Raw genomic sequence first — 18,819 nt, forward strand, 5'->3', positions numbered from 1 at the left:
CTCCAACTGTCCTGAGGATGCCAACAACCCCCATGTCAGACACTCATGAGCATGCCGCTGGCAACTCCGTGCCGGAGTTGAAGCAGCGTATTCGGGAACTGGCAGGCATGCTCCATGCCTGCCGCCTGCGCCTGCCCAATGCGCCTGCGGAGGCTGTTCGCGAGCTGGCGGAAAGCGAGGAGCGCTTTGCCCTGGCGGTGCGCGGCACCAATGACGGCATCTGGGACTGGGACATTCGCACCGGCAAAGTCTTCTTTTCCCCGCCTTGGAAGAGCATGATCGGCTACGAGGACGACGAGCTCGAAAACGTCTTCGCCACTTTTGAGAGCCATCTTCACCCGGATGATCACGACCGCGTGATGGCCACCCTGAACGATTACCTCGCCGGCCGCATTCCGCGCTACGCTGTCGAGTTTCGCTTCCGCCACAAAGACGGTTCCTGGCGCTGGATTCTCGCCCGCGGCCGCGCCCTGCGAGATGAACAGGGCACCCCCTACCGCATGGCCGGCTCCCACACGGACGTGACCGAACGCAAGCACGACGAGGAGGAGCTGCGCAAGGCACGGCGTGACGCCGAGTCCGCCAACAGCGCCAAGAGCGCCTTCCTCGCCAACATGAGCCATGAGATCCGCACGCCCATGAACGGCGTCATTGGCATGAGCGAGCTGCTCCTGGGCACAGAGCTCAATGAAACCCAGCGCGAATACCTGGAAATGCTCAAGCTTTCCGCCGACTCGCTGCTGGAGCTCCTCAACGACATCCTCGACTTCTCCAAAATCGAAGCCGGCAAGATGGAGCTCGACGCCCACGAGTTTGACCTCGGCGAGGTCGTCACCGAGATCACCCAGGCCATGGGCATCCGCGCGTTTCAAAAGCGGCTGGTGTTCCTTCATCACATCAGCCCGGAGGTCCCCACGCGCCTGATCGGAGATGACGGCAGGCTGCGGCAGATCCTGGTCAACCTCATCGGCAACGCCATCAAATTCACCCACAAAGGCGGCGTCACCATCGACGTCAGCATGGAGTCCGAAACGGCGGACATGGTCACGCTGCATTTCAAAATCAGCGACACCGGCATCGGCATCGCCCCCGAAATGCGCGAAAGCATCTTTGAGGCCTTCACCCAGGCGGAGACCTCCACCTCCCGCCGCTATGGAGGCACGGGCCTTGGCCTCGCCATATGCCATGATCTGGTCGCCCTCATGCATGGCCGCATCTGGGTCGAGAGCCAGCCCGGTGCCGGCAGCACTTTCCATTTCACCGCCGCCTTTGGCCGCACCAGCGGCATTTCCATCAGGCCCCGGTCTCCACGCATCAGACCCGTCCTCGCGGCGCAGTCCACGATGAAGGTGCTCATTGTCGAAGACGGCCACGTCAGCCAGCTTGTCGGTGCGCGCATGCTGGAAAAGCGCGGCCACACCGTCACCCTGGCCTCCAACGGCAGGGAGGCCATCGACCTTTGCGCCCGGGAGACCTTCGACGCCGTCTTGATGGACGTTCACATGCCCGGCATCACCGGCTACGAAGCCACCGCCAGGATCCGCCAGGCAGAGCAGGCTTCCGGCAGGCATGTCCCCATCATCGCCATGACCGCCAACGCCATGAAAGGCGACCGCGAAAAATGCCTCGCCGCAGGCATGGATGACTACATCGCCAAGCCCCTGCGCTCAGCCGAGCTCTTCCAGGTCGTGGAGCAGTTCGCGCAGCGTTCCAGTCACCCCGCGCCGGCGCAGCCACCCACCGCCCCCCAGCCTCCACGCCCCCCCACCGAGCCTCCCCCCTTCGACCTGGAGGAGTTCCGTGAATCCACCGGCGACGAAAAGCTCACGCGCAAGCTCGTGGCCATCTTCTCCGAAGATGCGCAAAAGTATCTCCGCAAGGCCGAGAAGTCCCTCGCCGCAGGCAAAGCCAGGCCCCTCTACGAGGCGGCTCATTCCCTCAAGGGCATGCTCGGCGTCTATGCCGCAGGCAAGGCCTTGAAACTCGCCTCCGAGCTCTGCGAGTACGCACATGCCGGAGACTTGAAGGGCGCCCACCTCATGCTGGATCAGCTGAAAAGTGAATGCGCCCTGCTTGGCGCAGCCCTCGTCGGCGCCTTTGAGCCCGGCATCTGAGATCAACGGTACTCCGTCATCCCATCATAGCCGTGCACCAGCTGGATCGGATGCCCGACCTCCCGCATGATCTGACGCGTGAGGTTCAGCTTGGCATGCAGCGCCGCATCATCGTGGTCCGGATCGTGATGCACCACGATCCATTTTTTCGCCCCCACCAGCTTGGTCAGCGCACAGGCCGTCGCCAGGTTGGAGTGTCCCCAGCCGATGCGCTTGGGATAGTCTGCAGGCAGGTACTGCGCCTCGTGCACCAGCAGATCCACCCCTTCAAGAAAGGCCAGCATCGGCTCATACGGCACCACGAGGTCTGAATCACGTGTCAGCTTGACCGGAGAGCCCGTGTAGCCCTGGAGAAATTCATTGTCCGGCACAAAGGCCACGCTCCAGCCATCATGCGTCACTTTAAAGCCCACCGTTGCCCCGGGGTGCTGCGTAAACTCACGTGTCACCGTCACATCTCCGATCTTCACCGGCGTGTCGTCGAGAAACACAAAGTTGATCTTGGCCCTCAGGTCCTCCCGCTGGATCGGGAAATAATCGCGGTCCATCTGCCCGCAGAGCAGCGACTCGATGTTCTTGCCAAAACCGCGCTCGCCATAAACCGTGATTTCAAAGCCCGGCACATAGATGGGCGTGAAAAATGGAAAGCCCTGGATGTGGTCCCAGTGCGTGTGCGTGATGAAAAGGTGGATGTGGCAGGGGCCCCCGGCCAGAAACGACTGCCCCGCCTCCCTCAGGCCGGAACCCGCGTCAAACATGATGCGCTCCTTCCCGGTGTTGTACTCAAAGCAGGTCGTGTTGCCCCCATGCTGCGCATAGCGTGCACCGCACACAGGGATGGACCCCCGCGTACCCCACAGCTTCACATGCGGACGCTTGGTGTCCAGCACTGGCGCATACTGCTCCGCAGACACTTGCAGGTGCTCACGGTGCGTGACCCCCTTCGTCGTTGCAGCGTCATGAAAATACTGCCTCAGCTTCTCCAGCAGCAGTTCGGGATCAAAGGGCTTGATCAGTACATCCACCGGCCCGGTTTGCTGGATGTGCTTCAGTTCGGTCGAGTAATCCTTCGCCGTGCACACGATCACCGGCAGGTGCTGCGTTGACTGCTGCGCCCGCAGATGTCTCAGCACCTCCAGCCCGTTCATCTTCGGCATGATCAGGTCCAGCACCAGGAGGTCGGGATTGAATTCCTCCATCAGCTCAAGGCACTCTTCGCCATCCTCCGCCACCCTGACGGCATACCCGTGCGTTTCGAGCGCATGCGAGAGCCGCATGGAAAGCGCGCGCACATCTTCCGCGAGCAGGATTTTTTTGGGTGGTGTTGGGGACGCCATGTCTTGCCTCGGTATCACTTCGTATGCACAGTAACAATGGTCGGGCTGGCGGGATTCGAACCCACGACCTCTTCGTCCCGAACGAAGCGCTCTACCAGGCTGAGCCACAGCCCGCCTTTGCCATTGCTGACTCTTGCGGCCCCACTGCAGGCATTGCTGCCATTCAATGGGCGGGAACAGATTTGTAGCCTCACCAGCACACGACGCAAGCTGTAAGATGCCCCCTGCACTCACACATGCGCCAGCTCGCATTTTTGAGTGGCTTTAATTTGAATTTGCAGTCGCCGGGCAGGCGGACAGCCTAAAGCAAGATGATACAAAAAGGCTTTGCAGCCACGGCAGCCGCGCTATCATACGGGCTGAACGGCTCACGTACTTTGCTTCAATACACCCGTGTTGTGGCAATTCATGCGAGTGTCCGACCTCAAACCAACCAACCTAATACCAAACTAATCAGACTATGAAATTGAACGCATTGCTGAAAACGCTGGGGTTCTTGGCACTGGCCGCCACTCCCGTCGTGGCCGGACCATCCGCTCCCGCCCCGAAAAATCCCATCGCGCCCGCTCCTGTGGACGATGATCTGGGCATCACCGCCTCCATCGGCTACGACTCCAACTACGTGTGGCGTGGCATCAACTACGGTCAGCATTGGGTCCGTGCAGGCGTCAACGGTGCTCTCCTCCTCGTGGGTGGTGCAGCTGAAGACGGCGCTGGCAGCACCTCCCTTCTCTGGGACGTGAACTACGGCTCCCTCGCAGGTGACCAGGACCACTTCTCCCCCAACGGCCTCCAGACCGTCGGCATCAAGAACACCTCCTCCTTCCAGCGCCTTCAGCTGGGTGCAGCCATCTCGCATGACTTCGGTCCTGCCAGCGTGAGCTTCGGCTACAGTTTCATCCACAACATGGGCTCCCTTGCCAACGGCAGCGGCCTCAACCAGCTCCCCTTCGGTCCTGGTGGCGGCTATGGCATGAACGACATCCAGCAGCTCACTCTGGGCGTCAACACCAACCTGGGCCCCATCAACCTGGCTTCCAGCGCGAACTATGACCTGTTCAACGGTGGCTGGTACTTCGACCTGACCGCCAAGTCCACCATCACCGTGACCGATGCCATCAGCATCGTCCCTCACGCTGGTCTGGGCTATGGCCTGAACTACAACGCTGGCTGGACCCAGGCTTCCCGCAACCTCTACGGTGGCGGCGGCATCTTCGGCCAGAGCGCTGCTCAGGGCGGCATCAGCGGCTGGACCGCACTTAACGTTGGCATTGATTTCCCAATCAAGCTCAACAGCCGTGCGACCCTTACCCCCTACGTGGCATTCAACGTGCCAATGGGACCGATGAAGAACATGGCCCGTTCCGCTACGAACAGCTATGCTCCCTTCCCTGGCGTTCCCGGAGGCCCAGCCACCGCTTTCCACAGCGTGTGCTACTACGGCGTGACCCTCAGCGTCCGCTTCTAATTCAGGCCGCTCTCTCCTGAGCGACTTCAACCTTCCAAGGTTTTCAAACCTCCCGGCGCAAGCCGGGAGGTTTTTTTATGCTTGTCGTAGGACAGGTGAGGCAACATCCCGCCCGTCCATCAGCGCATGGCAGCTCCCATGTTTCTCAGCCGCCCGGCATCGGCAGGGCGGGCTGTCCTCAGCCCGCCACCCAAATCCCTTCCGCAAAATCGTTCCTCAAGCCAGCCTTCAAAAAATGTCCGGCTCCGGCACTGCAGGCCCATGTTGCAGGAAGTCAAAGTCCGCTCCCTGGTCCGCCTGCGTGACATGCTCCACATACAGCTTCGCGTAGCCACGGTGATACCGCACTGGCGCAGGCTTCCAGTCGGCACGGCGCTTTTCCAGTTCCTCGTCGCTCACGTGCAGGTGCAGCTTACGGTTCGGCACATCCAGCTCGATCAGGTCGCCAGTCTTCACCAACGCCAGCGGCCCGCCCACCGCGCTCTCAGGCGCGATGTGCAGCACACACGCCCCGTAGCTCGTGCCGCTCATGCGGCAGTCGCTCAGTCGCACCATGTCGCGGATGCCCTGCATGATCAGCTTCTTTGGAATGGGGAGTTGTCCCCACTCCGGCATCCCCGGCGCGCCCACAGGCCCCGCATTGCGCAAAATGAGCACCGTGTCTTTCGTCACATCCAGATCCATGTCGTCGATGTGCTTTTTCATCTCCGCATAGCTGTCATACACCAGCGCCGGCCCCGTGTGCGTGCACAGCTCCTTGGTCGCCGCCGCATGTTTGATCACCGCCCCATCCGGGCACAAATTGCCACGCAGGATCGCCGTGCCGCCGTCTGGCTGCAATGCGTTGGCAGGCGTGCGGATCACATCCTCATTATGGATGATCGCATCCTCGATGTCCTCGCCCAGCGTCTTGCCCGTGATCGTCGGCACATCCGTGTGCAGCAGCTCGCGCATGCCATTCAAGAGCGCCCGCAGCCCGCCCGCCAGGAAGAACTCCTCCATCAAATACTTGCCCGCAGGCCGCATGTTCGCCAGCAGCGGAATCTTCCGGCTGATCTCGTCAAACTTCTCCAGCGGCAGCTTGATGCCGAGACGCCCAGCCATCGCCACCAGATGCACGATCGCATTCGTGCTGCCACCCAGCGCCATGTCCACCGCAATCGCATTTTCAAACGAGCGCTCGCTCACGATGCCCGACGGCTTGCGGTCCAGCCACACGTTCTCCACGATCTGCCTTCCAGCCGCCGCCGCGATACGCGTATGCGCACTGTCCACCGCAGGAATGGACGAAGCTCCCGGAATGCAAAGCCCCAGCGTCTCAGCCAGCGCCGTCAGGGTGCTTGCCGTCCCCATCGTCATGCAATGCCCCGGGCTGCGGGCGATCCCGTCCTCAATCTCGCACCACTGCTCCCAGCTCAGATTGCCCGCACGCTTTTCGTCCCAGTATTTCCACACGTCGCTGCCGCTGCCCAGCGTGTCGCCGCGCCAGTTGCCCTTGATCATCGGCCCGCAGGGCATGTAGATCACAGGAATGTCCATGCTGAAAGCACCCATCAGCAGCCCCGGCGTGGACTTGTCGCAGCCACCCAGCAAAACGGCCCCGTCGATCGGATTCGCCCTCAGCATCTCCTCCGTCTCCATCGCCAGAAAGTTGCGATGAAACATCGCCGTCGGCTTCGTCAGCATCTCCCCGGCGGACATGATCGGGATCTCCATCGGATGCCCCCCCGCCTGCAAAACCCCGCGCTTCACCGCATCCGCCGTCAGGCGCAAATGCATGTGGCAGGAGTTCAGATCACTCCACGTGTTCAAAATCCCGATCACCGGCTTCCCCACAATATCCTCACTCCCCCACCCCGCCTGCTTGGCACGTGAGCGATGTCCAAAGGATCTGAGTTCATCACGGCCATACCAGCGCCAGGATCGGAGTTGTTCAGGAGTTTTGCGGGTGGGGGTGTTTTCAGAGGCCATTGGAAAAGCATTAACAAGATTCACCCCCATTAACAGGCCGGATTTCCCCCGGTCAAATCGTCCCCCTCATTTTCCACCACCCACACTCACTCTGGTTTCCGTGTATTCAGTGTGCTCTGTGGTTAAAAATCTACCGTTTCTGCCCACTCCACTTTTCAGCGCCTAACCACAAAGACCAACACCTGCTCCCCTTCTTCCTCATTGGTCATTCGTCATTATTTCGTCATTCGGATTTACTCATTCGTCATTCCCAGGCCCCTACCTCCGTCCGATTCCACCCAAATCGCGTCCGACATCCCCCTTGTCCTTTCTCCGTAGCATCTGTTACAACCAACCCCAGCCATGCGCCCGCTCCTTTTCCTTCCGCTGCTTCTAGTCGCTCCGCACCTCCTCGCCGCCGGCAAAGAGCTCGAAGGCGAACGCGCCGCCGCCACCACCGTCTGCCCCACGCCCGAGGAAGCCCGCGCCAAGATGTCCGTGCCCGAGGGCTACGAGGTCCGCTGCTTCGCCCACGAGCCCATGGTGCAAAATCCCGTCGCCATGACCTGGGACCACCGCGGCCGCCTCTGGATCGTCGAAGCCTACGAATACCCCCTCGGCACTCCCCTCCCCGAAGACCAGCGCCCCTACGGTGGCGTGGCCAAGGACGACCAATACCACCCCATGCCGAAGCTGGGCGAAAAAATCCCCCGCGACCGCGTCATCATCCTCGAAGACACCGACAACGACGGCACCGCCGACAAGCGCACCGTCTTCGTCGAAGGCCTCAACCTCGCCAGCGCCATCATCTGCGGCGACAACGGCATCTACGTCGGCCAGCAGCCCCACCTCATCCACTTCCGCGATGACGACGACGACGACAAACCCGACGCCTGGCGCGTCGTCCTCACCGGCTTCGGCCGCGAAGACACCCACGAACTCGTCAACAGCTTCACCTGGGGCCCCGACGGCTGGCTCTACATGACCCACGGCGTCTTCACCAACAGTAAAGTCCGCCTCCCCGGCCAGCCCGAAAGCGAAGGCTTCAAATTCGACGCCGGCATCGGCCGCGCCCGCCCCAGTAGCGCGGGCACTCCTGCCCGCAAAGACAACTCCGCAAACACCTCCGCCCCGAGTTGGGAATTCGAAGTCTTCGCCGACGGCACCAGCAATCCCTGGGGCTGCGACTACGACGCTGCGGGCAACTTCTTCGTCAGCGCCTGCGTCATCGACCACTTCTTCCACATGGCCCCCGGCGGCATCTACACTCGCCAGGGCGGCGCCCCCGAGAACCCCTACGCCTACGAGCTCCTCCCCAGCATCGTGAAGCACAAGCACTTCCGCGCCGCCTACGCCGGCATCCAGATCTACCAGGGCGGCCGCTATCCCGCAGACACCCACGGCCACGCCTTCATCGGCAACATCCACGACAACGCCATCCACGAAGAAGTCCTCACCCCCTTCGGTGCCACTTTCAAATGCGAACCCCGCCGCGACTTCCTCCGCGCCAACAACGGCTGGTTCCGCCCCGTCAGCACCCAGACCGGCCCCGACGGCTTCCTCTGGATCATGGACTGGTGCGACAAATACCCCTGCTACCAAAACGCCAAGGCCAACCCCGAAGGCGTGGACCGCGAACGCGGCCGCATCTGGCGCGTCGTCACCGCCGATTCAAAATCCAACACCACTCGCGAACACACCGCCCTCAACCTCAAAACCCTCTCCACCCCCGACCTCGTCAAAACCCTCGAACACCCCAACAACTGGATGCGCCGCATGGCGAGAAGGATTGTGGCAGAACACCAAGATAAAAACGCACAGCCTCTCCTCGAAAAGCTCACGCAATCCACCGCCACGCCTGCTCAATATCTCGACTCACTCTGGACCCTGCATCAGGCAAACCTGCTCGAAGGCAAACTCCTTGATCAAGGCGCAAGCCACGCCGACGCAGCCGTCCGTGCCTGGGCTGCCCGCCTCAGTGGCGAACGCTTCCGTGTCACCAGCCAGCACCTCGCCGACGTGGCCGATGACGACATGTTCAAGACCTCCGAAGCCGAGACACAAGCCGCCGCCCTCATGTGGCCGGAATTGGAGCGCATCGAAAAACTCGAGTCCGACAAGGACATCACTGTCCGCCACGCCACAGCAATCGGCATGCGCATGGCTTCGTCCAAGGCACTCACGGCAAACCGCCCTCTGTCGCACGAAGGCAAATTCTTCCGCCCTCTCGTCCGCACCTTTTACATGATGAACGATCTCATGAAGTCCAGCGCCAAAGACTTCGACCCTCTCTTGCAGTTTGAGATCTGGATGTGCCTCGAACGCGGTCTCGATTATGATCCTGAGGAGACAATCGCAGGTGGGCAGTTGTGCGTCGCTGCCGAGTGTCAGCCCCTCTCCCACATCCTCTCTCACAAAGCCATGCGTCGCCTCTGTGACACCCGCAAGGCCGAGAACCTCGACCTCGCCATCGACTTTTGCGACAAGATCGCCGCTCACGACATCCTCCTCGCCCACGCTCTCAGCGGCCTCGTCAAAGGCCAGGAAAGCGGCGTCATCAAGCCCACCAAGGACATCTCAGCCAGCCTCGCCAAATGGCGCGCGCACTCCAACGACGATGTTCGCAATCACGCCCAGACCCTCGCCGTCCTCTGGGGCGATGAAGCCGCGCTTCAGGAAACCATCACCGCCCTGCGCGACACCACCAAGCCCGAAAAAGACCGCGTCGCCCTGCTCCAGTCCATAGCCAAGGTGAAGTCGGACACCGTCAAAAAGGCGCTGCTTCTCCTCCTCACCGATAGCACCTCCCCCGCTCTCTCCGTCGCCGCCATCCGCGCCGCCGCAGACTTCGGCACCGATGACTTCATCGCCCCGCTTCTGACCGTCGCGCAAGCCTCCACCTCACACTCCGATCCCCAGGCCCGCGGCCTCCTCTACAACGCCGCCGTTGAGGCCCTCTGCAGCCGCACCCCATGGATGCATGCCCTGCTCGATGCCATCGGCGAAGGCAAAGTCAGCGCCACCGGTTTCCCCGCACCCGTGCGCCGCGCCCTCGCTACCAGCCAGGATACCGCCACCCGCAATCACGCCTCCAAAGTCCTCGGCGCCTGGCAGGACTCCTCAGACGACGTCAAAGTCCTGATCGCGAAAAAGAAACAAGCCTGCCTCACCGGCGAGCCCGATCTCGCCAATGGCAAACTCCTCTTCACCGCCACCTGCATGGTCTGCCACGAGTTCCACGGCGGCGGCCAGAAAGTCGGCCCCGACCTCATCGGCAGCGGGCGCAGCAACCTCGACGCCATCCTCGCCAACGTCATCGATCCCAATCAGATCATCGGCAACGGCTACGAAAACTTCACTCTCAGCACCAAGGACGGCCGGACTCTCGCCGGACGCGTGGTGGAGGACACCCCCAGCCATGTCAAACTCCTCGGCGCAGGCGGAGCCGCCCAGATCGTCCCTCGCGATCAAGTCGCCACCCTCACGAATACAAAACAAAGCCTCATGCCCATGGGCTTCGGCAATCTCCCCGACACCGCCTTCCGCGACCTCATCTGGTACATCCTCGCCCCACCCGAAGAAGGCCCCCTCACCAAGGAGAAAAAAGACCTCCTGATCAAAGGCGTCGAAGACACCGTCCCCTCCAAACCCAAAGGCAGCGGCACCCGTGCCATCGACTGGGAAAGCGTCAGCCTCTGGAACCCCGCATGGACCGTCAGCGCCCCCGACTTCGAGCGCACCCCCATGAAGCTCGGCGAGTACTACGGTCGCAAAAATGTCCTCCTCATCCACCCCTTCCCCGACAAGAAAACGCCCGCCAGCTTTGAGCGCACCTTCAAAGTCGAACCCGGCAAAACCAAGCTCACCGCCACCGTCGCCGCCGATGATCGCGGCGACTGGACCGCCAAGGCCGTGATCAATAGCAAAGTCGTCAAGGAGCTGACTGTGGATCACGAAAAGCCCCGCTGGAAAACCATCGACCTCGACCTCTCCAAATTCACCGGCCAGGAAATCACCGTCCGCCTCGAAGCCCACGTCAACGGCTGGAACATGGAGTTCGCCTACTGGGGCGGCATCACCCTGGAATAATGGAGGTGTTCGAATGGCCATCCGCTGGCGCAGCCTCCGAGCCTGCGCGTGCATTCCACTCGCCTAGCTTTCCTCTCTCATAAAAAAAGGCCGCGCCAGCCACATGCCGGTCACGAAAAGCACCAGCCCGCCCCACCCCGGAGCCAGGTGGTACCAGTCCACATATCCTATGGGGTAATGGACTCCGATGGCGCAGCCGAATCCTGCTAGCCCTGCCACCAGCATAGCCTCCCACATCGAACGCACCGGCCTGGCCTTCCATACAATTCCCAGCACCAAAAGCCCTGATGTCAGCAGCCCTCCGCCGAATCCTGCCCGGTCATGCGCGATCAAAGGAATGAGACGCGGATTGATCGCATCAAGCTGCACCGCCGTCAGCCCGATGAACCGAATGTCCTCCGGCACAAACACACACGTCACTCCCACCAGGGAGATGACCGCTCCCGCTCCGATCATCCCCACGCCTGTCCCCAGCAGGCACAGTCTGGCGATGCCCTCTGAGCTCTTCCAACTCGTCGTCCGCCATGTGGAGCTCAGCATGCTCCCCCATACAGGCCATGACGTCACCTTTCTCCGCGTCAGAGCCATCCCCACGACAAAGATCGGCAGCAGCAGCAGCGTGCCCGTACCATGCCAGCTGTCCAGGTAGCCGTAGCCGATGTAAGCCAGGAAGCTGCCAAAGCCGATTACCCCACTGAGCGCCAGCAGCCGCCACGCCCAGGCCTCTCCTTGCCGCAAGGGAAACAAGGCCAGCCATGCATACAGCACCGAGATCGCGATCAGGACTCCGCCAAAGGAAAAGCGGTCGTGAATCATGAAATGCACGATCCGACACTCATTGATGCGGCACAGATCCTCCGGCTGCATGCGCAGAAAGGCAATGTCGTGCGGCAGAAACGCTCCTGTGACGGACAGAAACAAGGCAAAGCCGCCCGAGGCTGCCAGGGCCAGCGCCGTCAGCAAAATCAGCGGAGTGCCGTCGCCGATCAACGCGCTCAAAAATGAGCCGGAGGATCCTGGCTCTGAGGATTGTCGGGAAACCGGATTCATGCAGACGCCTAGAGTGGGACGGAATCAGCCTTGATCAACTGCCGACAGACCAGCGCCAGCCAGATGAATTTTCCCCTGTCGCATACGGCGAATTCGTTCACTGTGCCCCCATGCGTCGCGCCCCCGCACTCCTCTCCCTCCTGGCCCTCAGCGTAAGTCTCCACGCCGCTCCTCCGTCCCCTACTCCTGCGCCCGCCGCGACTCCCGCAGCCACCCCAGCGCCAGCGTCCAAGCCCGCCCCAAAACCCGCCGAGCCCAAGCCCGCTCCCCAGCCAGACTCCAAAACCCCAGCCTCCCCGCCCGTCAAGCCGCCGCCCGAGGACGCCTACATCCAGATCGAGATGCTCACCCGCGCCATGGAGATGGTGCGTCAGAACTACGTGGACGAGTCCAAGATCACCTACGCCGAGCTCGTCGAAGGCGCCCTCGAAGGCATGCTCCACAAGCTCGACCCCCATTGCGAATACATGGGCAAGTCCCTCTTCGAAGACATGCAGCGCGAGCAGAGCGACACCTCTGAGGGCATCGGCATCACCATCGCCCTCCGCCAGGGCATCCTCACCATCATCACCGTCCGCGAAGACGGCCCCGCCAATGCCGCAGGCGTTCTCTCCGGCGACCAGATCGTCCGCATCAACGACGTCCTCACCGACTCCGTCGGCATCGCCGAGGCCATGCAGCTTCTCAAAGGCAAGGCCGGCGATGAAGTCCGCCTCACCGTCCGCCGCCCCGGCACCAAGCAGTTCCTCGAGTTCAAGGTGAAGCACGAAACCCTCGCCGAGACCTCCGTGCACGACCCCATGCTGCTCTCGCCCAAAATGGCCGGAGACTACAAGATCGGCTACGCCCGCATCTCCCAGTACAACCAGCCCACCCCACGCGAGCTCAGCAAAGCCCTCGATCAACTCGAAAAGCAGGGCATGAAAGCCTTCGTTCTCGACCTGCGCAACAACCCCGGCGGCCTCGTGGACAGCGCCGTCGCCGTCTGCGGCGAATTCCTCCCCGAAGGCACCGTCGTCGTCACCACCGAGGGCCGCGTCGCCTCGCAAAATCCCCCGCCCTTCCGCACCCCCTCGCGCAGCGGCAAAGAGCCCCGCAAATACCCCATCGCCGTCCTCATCAATCAGGGCAGCGCCAGCGCCTCAGAGATCACCGCCGGCGCCCTGCAGGACCTCAAGCGCGCCATCATCGTCGGCACCACCAGCTTCGGCAAAGGCAGCGTCCAGACCATCCTGCCCATGAAAAACGGTGCCGCCATGCGCCTCACCACCGCGAAGTACTACACCCCCAGCCACCGCACCATTCACGAAAACGGCGTCGAGCCCAACATCGTCTCCGCCCTCACCTCCGAGGAGGAGCTCCGCATCGCCAAATGGCGCGCATCCCACGGCACCGGCGAAGCCGCCGCCCTCGAGCTCGCCAGTCTCGGCGACAAGCAGCTCGAACGCGCCGTCGATTCCCTCAAAGGCGTCCTCGTCTTCGACGCCTTCGTCGCCCCAGCCCTCGCCCCTGCGGCGAAGCCCTTGGAAAAGTAGTCACTGCTTCCATCAGCGTGCGCACTCCGTCCGTAGGATGGGTGTGGCGTCAGCCCGCCCGTCCATCGGCGCACGGCAAACACACCGGTGACCGTCCCCAGCTCAGAGCCCTCTGGCGAAACATCCGCTACTCCAGCAGCCCCCGCGCAATGATCGCATCCACAGGATTGTGATCATCCGTGAACACATAGGAGGCGTGGGGCACCGTCCCCTTCGGCACATGCGTCTTGATCAGACTCTCCTGCCATGAGCCCTGCTGCACATAGCGGTCCTGAATGAGCGGCTTCAAATCCTCACGTGACGCCATCAGGATGACATTCTGCGTTTCATCCCGCCGATACCCCACCGCAAAAACCTCCACATGCGGAAACACTTTTCTCACCGTCGCCAGCATCCCGGATGTCAGTTCCGCCTTCGGCCCGGTGATGGCCGCGATGATGTTCATGATAAAAACCCCCTTCGGCTCCAGATGATCCGCGATCTGCTGATAAAACTCCTGCGTCGCCAGGTGCGGCGGGATCTGCCGGATGCCGTTGTACGCATCCCCAAAGATCATATCCCACTTTTTCCCGCCGCTTTGCAGCAGGTACCGCCGCGCATCACCCGCATGCGCCTTCACTCGCGGGTGCTCGTCCAGTTTGAAAAACTTGCGCCCCACCTCGATCACCTGCGGGTCGATCTCCACCACATCCACCGCCGCTTCAGGAAACTCACGCGACACATTCTCCGGCATGCCAAACGCGCCCGCCCCGATGAACAGCGCGCTACCCACCTTCGCCGGCTCGCGCAGCAGAGCCAGCTTCCAGTACTGCTGATACGGCAGGATCAAGTCGCCCGTCTTCGCATCCATCCCGCCTTCCATGGTCGAGTCCAGCTGCAGCACCCGCCGCGTCACATCGCCATCCGTTCGCTCGCTCACCTCGATGTGGTGGTAAAACGACTCGTGCTCAAAAATCACCCCCGGCTTGGGCTTCGGCGCCGTCATCCAGCTCATGAAAAACGCAAACAGGCCGCTCAGGATCACCGGTGCCTGCTGCCTCAACGTGTTTTTGGCCAGCAAGAATGCCGCCACCGCCAGCACCAGCAGCAGCGCCGCCGTGCCAAAAAAGATGCTCCTCACACCGAAGGTGGAAAGCAGGAAAAAACCGGAGAGGAACGTGCCCACAAAACTGCCCAGAGAGCCCAGCATGCTGATCGTCCCCGCCGCCGCCCCCACATGCGTGTCCTTCAGCGTCAGGCTGTAAAACCTCACCGCAGCCGGAGAGACGGCCCCCAGCAAAATCCCCGGCACCGCAAACAGCAGCAGCGAAATGATCACAGGTCCCGCGATCAGCCCCTGCGCACTCAGCCCGGCGGCAAAGACCGTGTGCAGCGCCGGAATGAAAAACGTCAGCACCGCAGAGCCGGAAAGCAGCCACCCAAGAAGATCGAGCGCCATCTTCCGGTCCGCCAGATGCCCGCCCAGATATCCCCCCGCGCTGAACGCGATCAGGATGACTCCGATCAAGGCCGTCCACGTATAGACACTGTTGCCAAAAAACGGCGCCAGCAGGCGGTAGGCGCAGATTTCGATGATCATCATCGCCGCTCCGGCCAGGAAGCATGAAAGCCCCAGAAAAAGGCGCGTGCCCCGTGTCGCGGCTGCGTTCTCTGCCTCGGGGGCGGTGGATTTGGAAGGTTTTTGGGACATGCGTGATTCGCGTTCAGTCGTTGTAAAAGACGAGGCTCATGATTTTCCACCCCGCGGGGGTTTTGATCAGCGTAAAGCAATCCGTGCCCAGCGTCACCTCGCCCCCCTTCGTCAGCTTCCACCTCACGCTCGCCTGCGCGGTGCGCTCATCACGCAGGATCTTCATGTCCGTCGGCACCTCCGTCATCGGCACCGTCGTGGTGGCGTGGCTCAGCTTCTGCCCGTGCAAAAAGTCCGTCAGCCCCTGGCTCTGCGGCACGCCTTGATGCACAAACGCGATCCTCGCCTGCTCGTGAAAGCACGCGCCGTACCCGTCCATGTCCTTCGCCGACCAGGTCGAAAAATAATGCGTGAGAAACTCCCGCACATCGGCGGTTTCTGCCTGGGTTTCGGGCTGGCAGCCCAGCAGCACCAGAGCCGCGGCTATGAGGACTAAGGGACGCATGACGAATGCCATCAGCTTCAAACGCATGCCTGTTTCGTCATTCGTCATTCCGGTTTCGTCATTACGGGCAGCCGCCCGCTATTCCTCCACAAACGTCTCTTCCGGCACTCCGATCACGCTCAGGATGCGGTTCAGGTCCTCCACCCCGTAGTAGTCGATCTCGACACGCCCTTTCTTCTCACCGTGGTGGATGCTCACGTTGGTCGTCAGGTGCTGGATCAGCTTCTGCTCCACCGCCTGGATCGCACGGATCAGGTCCGTCTCTGTCGGCTTCGGTTGCGGCGGCGGCGGCGGGTGCAGGATCGCATCCACCGCTTTCTCCGTCGCACGCACCGTCAGGCTCTTCGCCACGATCTGCTGCGCCAGCCGCTCCTGCTCCTCATGCTGTTTCAGCATCAGCAGCACCTTCGCGTGCCCCGTCGAAATCTTCGCCCCCACCAGCATGTCACGGATGCCGGCCGGCAGTTCCAGCAGTCGCATCGTGTTCGCCACCGTCGCGCGGTTCTTGCCCACACGCTGCGCGATGTCCTCCTGCCTCATCTGGAAATCCTTCGCCAGCCGCGAGTACGCCTGCGCCTCTTCGATCGGGTTCAGCCCCTCACGCTGCAGGTTCTCGATCAGCGCCATCTCCAGCACGTCCTTGTCGCTGGCCTCCCGCACGATCACCGGCACTTCCTTCAGGCCCAGCTCCCGTGAAGCACGGAAACGCCGCTCACCCGCGATCAGCTCCAGCTTCCCGTTCACACGCCGCACGATCAGCGGCTGGATGATCCCATGCTCGCGGATCGACTCCATCAGCTCCGTCAGCATCTCCGGCTGGAACTCCTTGCGCGGCTGCAGCGGGCTGGGCACGATCTGGTCCAGCGTCACGCGGTTCACCACGTCTCCAGGGGCTGGCTGTGCAAGTGCAGGCAGTCGCGACACTCCTGACACCGCTGGAGATGTCGAGATGAGTGCGCCGAGTCCTTTGCCGAGAGCCGCTTTTGCCATAGGGAGGGCGAGACTAGGGCGGAGCCGTGACCTTGCAAACTGGAATCGTGGCGAATCTGCACCCGCCCCGTACCGGGACTTTACCAAAGTCAAATCACGTTCCATCTGATGGCTATGAAAAGCATGACAGGATTTGGCCGCGGCGAAACTCAGCGCTCCGGCGTCACGTGGAGCGTCGAATGCAGCTCCGTGAACCGCAAACAGCTCGAAGTCGCCGTCAATCTCCCCCGTGAGCTCTCAGAGCTCGAAAACGCCGTCCGCACCGAGGTCGCCGCCGCCGTATCCCGCGGTCGCGTCAATGTGGCCGTCCGCCGCGAAACCGGCACCTCGGGCACCGAGGCCGTCCGCGTCGATCAGGAGCTAGCCGCCCACTACTACCACGCCCTCCACTCCCTGGCGCTGAAACTGGACGTCCCCCCGGACATCTCCCTCATAGATGTCACACGCCTGCCCGGCGTCATCACCCAGGCCCAGACAGAAATCGCCACGGAAGACGCCTGGCCCCCCGTTCAGGAGGCCCTTGCCGCCGCCCTGAAGCAATTGAACACCATGCGCGCCACCGAAGGCGCCAGCCTCCGCAGCGACATCGAGACCCGACTCTCCCAGATCGAGTCCCTCCTCGACTCCATCCGCTCCAAAGCCGCCACCGTCCCCGAGCATCAGCGCAAAATCCTCCGCCAGCGCCTCGAAGACGCCGGCCTCCCCCTCCCCCTGGATGACGAGCGCCTCGTCAAGGAGATCGCCCTCTTCGCCGACCGTACCGACATCTCCGAAGAGCTCACCCGCGCCGCCAGCCACATCCAGCAGTTCCGCACCTACCTCGCAGGCGCTGCCCCCGCCGGCCGCAGCCTCGACTTCCTCCTCCAGGAGTTCTTCCGCGAATTCAACACCATGGGCTCCAAGTGCAACAACGCCGAGATCGCCCACCACGTCGTCACCGCCAAAACCGAGCTCGAAAAAATCCGCGAGCAGGTCCAAAACGCCGAATAAACCCGCTCACCAGCGGTCTCCTGCCAGCCCACTCACGACCCGCCCGGCTTCGGCAGCCCCTTCGGCACCGACTTCGGCGCCTCGTGCTTCACCTTCCCGTCCTCCGGCAGCCACGCCTCCGGCGCCCCGGCTTTCACCATCACTTCTCTCAGCGTCACACGGCCCCCGTCGCGGTTCTTGCTCTCCTCAGCCGCCGCCATAAACGCATAAATCTCCAGCGTCTGCTTCGGCGACACAGGCGGCTGCTTGCTCTGGAAAAACTTCACAATCTCACGCAGCATCGGCGTGTAGTCCCCCTCGGACTTCTGCTCCGTGATCTGCTTGTCGCCAAACCGGATCAGCTTGTAGCTCATCGCCCCCTCATGGATCGCCTGCAGCGTCCCCGTGCGCCCGCCGGCCCACACCCCTGTCACGACCGACTCAGACGGCGTCGTCGTACGCACCACCGAAAGGCACCCGGGCCCCATCACCGTAAAGAGCGCCTCCGTCGGGTGGATGCCGTAAAAAAACAGGTCCGGGTGGAATGGCAGCACATGCGCCGGCCCGTAGGAGATCACACCGCGCGCCGGAGTCGGCTCCGCATTCGCCACCTCCAGCACCCCCGGGTACCACCGCACCGCCGAGGCGCTGAACACCGGCACCTGAGCCGCCGCCGCCAGCTTGTAGATCTCCACCACATCCTTCAGCGACGCCGCCACCGGCTTGTCCATAAACACCGGTTTGCCCGCCGCAATGATCTGCTTCATCTGCTCCAGCCTTGGCCGCCCCTCCAGGCTCAGCAGCAGCACCGCGTCCACATCCTTGCACGCCTCCGCCACACTCCCCACGATCCGCACGCCAAACTTGTCCCTCACCGTCGCCGTAAAGCCATCGATCCGCGTCTTGCTCTCCTCGATGTCAGGGCTGCCCCCAGGGTACGCCGCCACCACCCTCGCGCCAGGTATGTGGTTCGGGTTCGCAGGATCGTTCAGGCGCAGAGTGAACTGCTCCGAATGAGACGTGTCCAGCCCGATGATGCCAATGCGAAGATCGTCTGCCATAAGGTGGGGGCTGAGCAGCGCCGCCACCACACACCCCATGACGAGGATCAGCAGTTCTCGGAGGCGGCGGGTCGGGCGCATAAAGGTAAAATGCAGGCTGGGGCGCGAAAGCGCAACTGTT

General features: G+C 62.3%; 12 protein-coding genes and 1 tRNA gene. 5 read left to right on the top strand and 8 right to left on the bottom strand.

Features of this window, described 5'->3' with window-relative positions; translation table 11 throughout:
• Positions 1 to 32 precede the first annotated feature (32 nt).
• Positions 33 to 2,114 (top strand): PAS domain-containing hybrid sensor histidine kinase/response regulator, encoded by a 2,082-nt coding sequence (locus ACZ5WW_RS10170; protein ID WP_377164548.1) that lies wholly within the window; start codon positions 33 to 35, stop codon positions 2,112 to 2,114.
• Positions 2,115 to 2,116: 2 nt separating this feature from the next.
• Here the strand turns inward: ACZ5WW_RS10170 and ACZ5WW_RS10175 are convergent, their stop codons facing one another.
• Both ACZ5WW_RS10175 and ACZ5WW_RS10180 read right to left on the bottom strand, forming a co-directional pair.
• A complete protein-coding gene (locus ACZ5WW_RS10175) occupies positions 2,117 to 3,451 on the bottom strand; it encodes a response regulator (RefSeq protein WP_377164546.1) in 1,335 nt (444 codons plus the stop codon).
• Positions 3,452 to 3,488: 37 nt separating this feature from the next.
• A tRNA-Pro gene (locus ACZ5WW_RS10180) sits at positions 3,489 to 3,565 on the bottom strand.
• Positions 3,566 to 3,911: 346 nt separating this feature from the next.
• Between ACZ5WW_RS10180 and ACZ5WW_RS10185 the strand changes: the two genes are divergently transcribed.
• Positions 3,912 to 4,919 carry a hypothetical protein gene (locus ACZ5WW_RS10185; RefSeq protein WP_377164544.1) on the top strand — a complete coding sequence of 336 codons (1,008 nt, stop codon included), beginning with the start codon at positions 3,912 to 3,914 and terminating at the stop codon, positions 4,917 to 4,919.
• A gap of 228 nt (positions 4,920 to 5,147) precedes the next feature.
• Here ACZ5WW_RS10185 and araD read toward each other — a convergent pair whose 3' ends face one another.
• The gene (araD, locus tag ACZ5WW_RS10190; RefSeq protein ID WP_377164542.1) at positions 5,148 to 6,890 is read right to left on the bottom strand and encodes an L-arabinonate dehydratase; all 1,743 of its coding nucleotides are present in this window, start codon (positions 6,888 to 6,890) and stop codon (positions 5,148 to 5,150) included.
• A 342-nt stretch (positions 6,891 to 7,232) separates the two neighbouring features.
• On the opposite strand from araD, the gene ACZ5WW_RS10195 reads away from it, so the two are divergent.
• The gene (locus ACZ5WW_RS10195; RefSeq protein WP_377164540.1) at positions 7,233 to 10,958 is read left to right on the top strand and encodes a PVC-type heme-binding CxxCH protein; all 3,726 of its coding nucleotides are present in this window, start codon (positions 7,233 to 7,235) and stop codon (positions 10,956 to 10,958) included.
• 63 nt (positions 10,959 to 11,021) lie between these two features.
• On the opposite strand, the gene ACZ5WW_RS10200 is transcribed toward ACZ5WW_RS10195, so the two are convergent.
• The gene (locus ACZ5WW_RS10200; protein WP_377164538.1) at positions 11,022 to 12,008 is read right to left on the bottom strand and encodes a hypothetical protein; all 987 of its coding nucleotides are present in this window, start codon (positions 12,006 to 12,008) and stop codon (positions 11,022 to 11,024) included.
• 110 nt (positions 12,009 to 12,118) lie between these two features.
• Between ACZ5WW_RS10200 and ACZ5WW_RS10205 the strand changes: the two genes are divergently transcribed.
• Positions 12,119 to 13,543, top strand: coding sequence for a S41 family peptidase (locus ACZ5WW_RS10205; protein WP_377164536.1), 1,425 nt, complete (start codon positions 12,119 to 12,121; stop codon positions 13,541 to 13,543).
• Positions 13,544 to 13,670: 127 nt separating this feature from the next.
• Here ACZ5WW_RS10205 and ACZ5WW_RS10210 read toward each other — a convergent pair whose 3' ends face one another.
• The 3 genes from ACZ5WW_RS10210 to ACZ5WW_RS10220 form a co-directional block, all read right to left on the bottom strand.
• Positions 13,671 to 15,233, bottom strand: a complete 1,563-nt coding sequence (locus ACZ5WW_RS10210; RefSeq protein ID WP_377164534.1) for a fused MFS/spermidine synthase — start codon at positions 15,231 to 15,233, stop codon at positions 13,671 to 13,673.
• A gap of 13 nt (positions 15,234 to 15,246) precedes the next feature.
• The gene (locus ACZ5WW_RS10215) at positions 15,247 to 15,678 is read right to left on the bottom strand and encodes a nuclear transport factor 2 family protein (protein ID WP_377164532.1); all 432 of its coding nucleotides are present in this window, start codon (positions 15,676 to 15,678) and stop codon (positions 15,247 to 15,249) included.
• Between the two features lie 78 nt (positions 15,679 to 15,756).
• A complete protein-coding gene (locus tag ACZ5WW_RS10220; protein WP_377164530.1) occupies positions 15,757 to 16,668 on the bottom strand; it encodes a ParB/RepB/Spo0J family partition protein in 912 nt (303 codons plus the stop codon).
• 114 nt (positions 16,669 to 16,782) lie between these two features.
• Here ACZ5WW_RS10220 and ACZ5WW_RS10225 point away from each other — a divergent pair, with 114 nt between their 5' ends.
• Entirely contained in the window at positions 16,783 to 17,658 is an 876-nt protein-coding gene (locus tag ACZ5WW_RS10225) for a YicC/YloC family endoribonuclease (protein ID WP_377164528.1), read from the top strand.
• Between the two features lie 32 nt (positions 17,659 to 17,690).
• On the opposite strand, the gene ACZ5WW_RS10230 is transcribed toward ACZ5WW_RS10225, so the two are convergent.
• A complete protein-coding gene (locus ACZ5WW_RS10230) occupies positions 17,691 to 18,779 on the bottom strand; it encodes a Gfo/Idh/MocA family protein (RefSeq protein ID WP_377164526.1) in 1,089 nt (362 codons plus the stop codon).
• Between the last annotated feature and the right edge of the window lie 40 nt (positions 18,780 to 18,819).

Source organism: Prosthecobacter fluviatilis (genome assembly GCF_055388355.1).